The 5,537-nt window shown below is 72.7% G+C and carries 6 protein-coding genes; 5 read left to right on the top strand and 1 reads right to left on the bottom strand.

The genetic code is table 11. From position 1 onward, the window contains the following. Positions 1–46: 46 nt before the first annotated feature. The 5 genes from IE312_RS15965 (at position 47) to proC (ending at position 3,941) form a co-directional block, all read left to right on the top strand. Entirely contained in the window at positions 47–520 is a 474-nt protein-coding gene (locus IE312_RS15965) for an EamA/RhaT family transporter (protein ID WP_189982305.1), read from the top strand. Between the two features lie 49 nt (positions 521–569). Next, positions 570–1,367: a class I SAM-dependent methyltransferase gene (locus IE312_RS15970; RefSeq protein ID WP_189982259.1), complete on the top strand. Its 798-nt coding sequence runs from the start codon at positions 570–572 to the stop codon at positions 1,365–1,367. Positions 1,368–1,429: 62 nt separating this feature from the next. Next, positions 1,430–2,245 (top strand): ABC transporter ATP-binding protein, encoded by an 816-nt coding sequence (locus tag IE312_RS15975; protein ID WP_189982261.1) that lies wholly within the window; start codon positions 1,430–1,432, stop codon positions 2,243–2,245. Beyond that, the gene (locus IE312_RS15980; RefSeq protein ID WP_189982264.1) at positions 2,242–3,018 is read left to right on the top strand and encodes an ABC transporter permease; all 777 of its coding nucleotides are present in this window, start codon (positions 2,242–2,244) and stop codon (positions 3,016–3,018) included. The genes IE312_RS15975 and IE312_RS15980 overlap by 4 nt, the downstream gene beginning before the upstream one ends. Before the next feature lie 110 nt (positions 3,019–3,128). Further along, positions 3,129–3,941 (top strand): pyrroline-5-carboxylate reductase, encoded by an 813-nt coding sequence (gene proC, locus IE312_RS15985; protein ID WP_189982266.1) that lies wholly within the window; start codon positions 3,129–3,131, stop codon positions 3,939–3,941. A gap of 39 nt (positions 3,942–3,980) precedes the next feature. Here proC and trpS read toward each other — a convergent pair whose 3' ends face one another. Continuing rightward, complete coding sequence (gene trpS, locus IE312_RS15990; RefSeq protein WP_189982268.1) at positions 3,981–5,006, bottom strand: tryptophan--tRNA ligase; 1,026 nt, start codon at positions 5,004–5,006, stop codon at positions 3,981–3,983. Positions 5,007–5,537 lie beyond the last annotated feature (531 nt).

Consider the following 5,537-nt stretch of genomic DNA (forward strand, 5'->3'; position numbering starts at 1 on the left):
GGACGGCGGGGCGGCCCCGGGCGGCGAGGTCGCCCAGGGCGGCCAGGTGGCCCCGGGCGACGGCCCCCGCCCCGAACCGCTGCGCTTCTTCGGCACGTCGTGGGTGCACCACGACCACGGCTACGCGGCCCGCCGCGCCGGCGTGGCCGCCGGGTCCCTCGCCGCCGCGGCCGTGTCCTGCCTGGTGCTGCGCTTCGCCTACCAGGGCATCCGGATCGCCGAGACCGGTTCCTTCGTGACCGTGCTGGTCGTCGCCATGTTCGCGATCTGCAGCGCGCTCGCCTTCCGCAACACCTGGGAGGGCTTCGACAAGCGCCACGACCCGCAGCGCCAGGCCAGTCTGCGCGGCCTGCTCGCCATCGGCTTCGTCGGCTCCCTCCTCGCCTACTTCTTCCGCTCCCTCACCGAGGCACCCGGCGAGAAACTGCACCGCGCGGAGTACGAGAAGGCCCGCGAGGCCCACGAACGCCGCACCACCCGCCGCACCGGCGACCCGTCCCGGAAGAAGCGCCGCCGGTAGCGGCCGGAAACGGGTACGACGCGGGCGGCGGTGCCGTAGACAGGGCCCCATGACCGCCGCCCAGCCGTGGCCCGCCGGCCCGCGTCCCTCTCACGCCGCCCGAGCCGGGTCCTTCGACGCCGCCGCCGCCCAGTACGCCGCGAACCGCCCCTCCTATCCGCCCGCCCTCCTCGACGCCGTCGAGGAACTGGCCGACCGGCCCCTGCCCGGCGCCCGGACCGTGGACGTCGGCGCCGGCACCGGTATCGCCACCGCCCTCCTGCACGCCCGCGGCGCCGACGTCCTCGCCGTGGAACCCGGAGCGGGCATGGCCGCCGAGTTCCGCCGCGCGCTGCCCGGCGTCCCGCTCGTCCGCGGCGACGGCAACGCCCTCCCCGTCGCCGACGCCCGTGCCGACCTCGTCACCTACGCCCAGTCCTGGCACTGGACCGACCCGGCCCGCTCGGTGCCGGAGGCGTTGCGCGTGCTGCGTCCGGGCGGCGCGCTGGCCCTGTGGTGGAACACCGAGGCCCCGGACGTCCCGTGGATCGCGGAGGCCGGCCGACGCGCCGCCCGCTTCCTCGGCCCGGACGCCGCCGCCGAGGCGGGCCGGCCGGGCAGGCCCGGCCTGCGGGTCGACCCCAGCGGGCGCCTGGCCTTCGCCAGCCGCACGGTCCGCTGGAGCCGCCGCGTCCCGGTCGACACCCGCCTCGCCAACATCGGCAGCCACTCGGTGTTCCTCGTCGCCCCGGCGGAACGCACGGCCGCCTTCCTGGAGGCGGAGCGCGCCCACCTCCTCGCGGTCTTCCCGGACGGCACGGTCGAGGAGACGTACGACGTCCTGCTCCTGGTGGCCCGCACCCCCTGAAACGGCCCCGCACCCGCCCACCCCCTTGACGCCTCGGCCTCACCCGGCCAATTATTCATCACATGATGAATTATGCGACGGAACCGCCACCCCCGTCACCCGCCCCCGAGGTCCCCACCGTCCCCGCCGTCCACGCCGACGACCTCACCGTCGTCCGCGGCCCCCGCACCGTCCTGCACCACCTCCGCTTCACCGTCCCCCGCGGCCGGATCACCGGCCTGCTCGGCCCCTCCGGCTGCGGCAAATCCACCCTCATGCGGGCGATCGCCGGCACCCAGGCCAACGTCACCGGCACCCTGGACGTCCTCGGCCGGCCGGCCGGCCACCCCACCCTGCGCAGCCGCGTCGGCTACGTCACCCAGGCCCCGTCCGTCTACGACGACCTCACGGTCCGGCAGAACCTCCACTACTTCGCCGCGATCCTCGACCCCGGCCGGGCCGCAGCCGAGCGCCGCCACCAGCACGTCACCCAGGCCATCGCCGACGTCGACCTCACCCGCCACGCCGACGCCCTCGCCGGCAACCTCTCCGGCGGCCAGCGCGGCCGCGTCTCCCTGGCCGTCGCCCTCCTCGGCACCCCCGAACTCCTGGTCCTGGACGAACCGACCGTCGGTCTCGACCCCGTCCTGCGCCGAGACCTCTGGGCCCTCTTCCACGACCTCGCCGCCACCCGCGGCACCACCCTCCTCGTCTCCTCCCACGTCATGGACGAGGCCGAGCGCTGCCACCGCCTGCTGCTCATGCGCGAGGGCGCGGTCCTCGCCGACGACACCCCCGAGGCCCTGCGCACCCGCACCGGCACCGACACCGTCGAGAGCGCCTTCCTCCGCCTGGTCGACGAGGCCGCCGCGAGCCGCACGAAGGAGAACACCCGATGAGCACGACCACCCCGGCGGCCCCCGCCCCCAGCGCGCTGAACGCCTCCCGCACCACCGCCACCGCGGCCCGGGTGCTGCGCCAACTGCGCCACGACCCGCGCACCATCGCGCTGATGATCCTCATCCCGTGCCTGATGCTGATCCTGCTGCGCTACGTCTTCGACGCGAGCCCCCGCACCTTCGACACCATCGGCGCCTCGCTGCTCGGCGTCTTCCCGCTGATCACGATGTTCCTGGTCACCTCCATCGCCACCCTGCGCGAACGCACCTCCGGCACCCTCGAACGCCTCCTCGCCCTGCCCCTCGGCAAGGCCGACATCATCGCCGGCTATGCCCTGGCCTTCGGCGCCCTCGCCGTCGTCCAGTCCGCCCTCGCCACCGGACTCGCTGTCTGGGTCCTCGGCCTCGACGTCACCGGATCCGCCTGGCTGCTCCTCCTCGTCGCCCTCCTCGACGCCCTGCTCGGCACAGCCCTCGGCCTCTTCGTCTCGGCCTTCGCGGCCTCCGAGTTCCAGGCGGTCCAGTTCATGCCCGCGGTGATCTTTCCCCAGCTCCTCCTCTGCGGCCTGTTCACCCCCCGTTCCGACATGCACCCCGTCCTGGAGGCCCTCTCCGACGTCCTGCCGATGTCGTACGCCGTCGACGGCATGAACGAGGTCCTCCACCACGGCGACCTCACCGCGACCTTCGTCCGGGACGTCGCGATCGTGGCCGGCTGCGCGGTCCTCGTCCTGGGCCTCGGAGCGGCGACGCTCCGACGACGGACGGCCTGACCGCGGCCCCGCCCGGCCACCGCAACCCGCCGCCCCGCCCGCGCCGGGCTCCGTTCCGCCCACCGGACAGCGGACCCCGCGCCCCTCGCCCCGGTGCCAGACTGAACCGCATGAGCCAGAAAGTCGCAGTCCTCGGCACCGGCAAGATCGGCGAAGCCCTGCTCAGCGGAATGATCCGGGCCGGCTGGTCCCCCGCCGACCTCCTGGTCACCGCCCGCCGTCCCGAACGCGCCGCGGAACTCCGCAGCCGCTACGGAGTCGCCACGGTCGGCAACGCCGAGGCCGCCAAGACCGCCGGCACCCTGATCCTCACGGTCAAGCCGCAGGACATGGGCAGCCTGCTGGACGAACTCGCCCCGCACCTCCCCGCCGACCGCCTGGTCATCAGCGGAGCCGCCGGTATCCCCACTTCCTTCTTCGAGGAGCGCCTCGCGGAGGGCACTCCCGTCGTCCGAGTCATGACCAACACGCCCGCCCTCGTCGACGAGGCCATGTCGGTCATCTCCGCCGGCAGCCACGCCACCGAGGAACACCTCGCGCACGCCGAGGAGATCTTCGGCGGCGTCGGCAAGACCCTCCGCGTCCCCGAGAGCCAGCAGGACGCCTGCACCGCGCTGTCCGGCTCCGGCCCGGCCTACTTCTTCTACCTGGTCGAAGCCATGACCGACGCGGGCATCCTGCTCGGGCTGCCGCGCGACAAGGCCCACGACCTCATCGTCCAGTCCGCGATCGGCGCCGCCGTGATGCTCCGCGACAGCGGCGAACACCCCGTCAAGCTGCGGGAGAACGTCACCTCCCCGGCCGGCACCACGATCAACGCCATCCGCGAACTGGAGAACCACGGCGTGCGGGCCGCCCTCATCGCCGCACTGGAAGCCGCCCGCGACCGCAGCCGCGAGCTGGCCTCCGGCAAGAAGGACTGACAAGGACCGACCCGGCCGCCCCCGCTGGGTGCCGCCGGGCTACCGCACGGCGCTCAGCGAGGGCTCCGTCACGGGTGGCAGCAGCCCGATCGCCCGGTACGCCGCATCGACCGTCGGCCTCGCCGACGCCCGAGCCTTCTCCGCACCATCCCGCAGCACCTCCTCCACGTACACCGGATCGGCGCACAGCTCCCGGTGCCTGGCCTGCACCGGCCGCAGCACCTCCACCACCGCCTCCGCGGTGTCCTTCTTCAAAGAGCCGTACGAGTCGTAAACGGCTGCCAGTGACTCAGGGTTCCCACCCGTGCACGCAGCGAGAATGTCCAGCAGGTTCGCGATCCCGGGCCGCTCCGCCCGGTCGTAGACGACCTCCCGCCCGCTGTCGGTCACGGCCCGCAGCACCTTCTTGCGCACCACGTCCGGCTCGTCCAGCAGATAGACGACCCCGGCTCCCGAGTCGTCGGACTTCCCCATCTTCCGCCTCGGGTCCTGGAGGTTCATCACCCGTGCCGCCACCTGCGGCAGCGTCGTCCTCGGCACCACGAACGTGTGTCCGTACCGCTGGTTGAACCGCACCGCGACATCCCGGGCCAGCTCCACGTGCTGCGCCTGGTCCTCACCCACCGGCACCTCTTCCGTGCCGTACGCCAGGATGTCCGCCGCCATCAGGACCGGATACGTCAGCAACGACAGCCGCACGCTGCGACCGCGCGCCCGTTCCTTCGCGGCCTTCTCCTTGTACTGGATCATCCGCCGCATCTCACCGTCGGTCGCCACGCACTCCAGCAGGTACGACAGCCGCGCGTGCTCGTCGACGTGGCTCTGCAGGAAGACGGTGCACACCTCGGGGTCGAGTCCGGACGCCAGCAGCAGCGTGGCCGTCTGCCGGCTGAGCCTGCGCACCCGCGCGGGATCGTGGTCCACGGTCAGCGCGTGCAGGTCCACCACGCAGAACAGCGAGTCCGCCCGGTGCTGGTCCACCTCGGCCCAGCGCCGCATGGCTCCCAGGTAGTTGCCCAGCGTCAGGTGCCCGGTCGGCTGAATGCCGCTGAAGACCCGAGTCATCTCCACTCCACCTTCTGGTCGGGACCGCCGCCCCTGCGGCCGGCCCCCGAGACCCGGAGGGAGAGACGAGAACGGCCGCCGAAGCGGCGGCCGTCGAGTGCATACGTGACTACGGCCGCCGTCAGGCGGCCCACCAGAGCTGGCTACACGTACGCGTCATCACGACGTCCACAGTACGCCTCCGGGGTGCTCCGGGGGCGCTGGTTGACACGCCCCGCACCGATACGTAGTGTTCTCCGGGTTGTCCGACGTGAGCGCCGACTCCGGTCGGTCCCCGGACAGCCATCCCGCAAGCACCACCCACTCATTCGACGCCCAGGTGTCGACTGCATTGGCGTGCGTATTTGCGAAATGAGGAATCCGCGTTCGAAAGGGCGCCGGCCGCCGATTAGCTCGGGAGCCAGGAATCCGCTAAAGTCTCACTCGTCGGAAGGGCCCAACGGCCCGGAAGGCAAACCCCCCTGACTGGGAGTCAGACGCCGAAAGGATCTGATAGAGTCGGAACCGCCGGAAAGGGAAACGCGAGAGCGG

The sequence above is a fragment of the Streptomyces capoamus genome, assembly GCF_014654935.1.
GTDB classification, from domain to species: Bacteria; Actinomycetota; Actinomycetes; order Streptomycetales; family Streptomycetaceae; genus Streptomyces; species Streptomyces capoamus.

What these genes read in the sequence shown, in the direction of transcription:
- IE312_RS15970 (WP_189982259.1), top strand. Translation starts at nt 570, where the DNA reads ATGACCGCCGCCCAGCCGTGGCCCGCCGGCCCGCGTCCCTCTCACGCC.
- IE312_RS15975 (WP_189982261.1), top strand. Translation starts at nt 1,430, where the DNA reads ATGATGAATTATGCGACGGAACCGCCACCCCCGTCACCCGCCCCCGAG.
- IE312_RS15980 (WP_189982264.1), top strand. Translation starts at nt 2,242, where the DNA reads ATGAGCACGACCACCCCGGCGGCCCCCGCCCCCAGCGCGCTGAACGCC.
- proC (WP_189982266.1), top strand. Translation starts at nt 3,129, where the DNA reads ATGAGCCAGAAAGTCGCAGTCCTCGGCACCGGCAAGATCGGCGAAGCC.
- trpS (WP_189982268.1), bottom strand. Translation starts at nt 5,006, where the DNA reads ATGACTCGGGTCTTCAGCGGCATTCAGCCGACCGGGCACCTGACGCTG.